This is a genomic window from Cognatundibacterium luofuense (assembly GCF_018139685.1).
GTDB lineage: Bacteria > Pseudomonadota > Gammaproteobacteria > Burkholderiales > Burkholderiaceae_D > Undibacterium > Undibacterium luofuense.
In genome coordinates this window covers 1-335 of record NZ_JAGSPN010000390.1, presented here as the reverse complement: position 1 = coordinate 335, position 335 = coordinate 1, and the positions used below count along the sequence as shown (strand labels likewise).

Below are 335 nucleotides of genomic sequence, written 5' to 3'. Positions count from 1 at the left end.
TAAATTCTACAATCCGAATGTGAAAGATGAATGCGGTTGCGGCGAAAGCTTCCGTATCTGAGACTAGCCTGACTGCGTCCTATGCAAAATCATTTTGAGCTGTTTCAGTTAGCACCACGCTTTTCGCTGGACATGGCGCAGCTCGATGCAGCCTATCGCGAAGTCCAGAGCCAGGTGCATCCGGATAAATTCGTGCAGGCCAGCGAAGCTGAGAAACGGGTTGCCATGCAATGGGCGACCCGTGCCAACGAAGCCTACCAGACTCTGAAAAAACCCTTGAAGCGCGCCAGCTACCTGTGCGAAATACATGGCGTCGATCTGGAAACAGAATCCAA

Annotated in this window: 1 protein-coding gene; it reads left to right on the top strand. The window is 51.6% G+C overall.

Going from position 1 to position 335, the window contains the following annotated elements:
* Positions 1–81 precede the first annotated feature (81 nt).
* Positions 82–335: Fe-S protein assembly co-chaperone HscB (gene hscB, locus KDM89_RS20900; RefSeq protein ID WP_212689754.1), on the top strand; the 254-nt coding region annotated here is incomplete at its 3' end.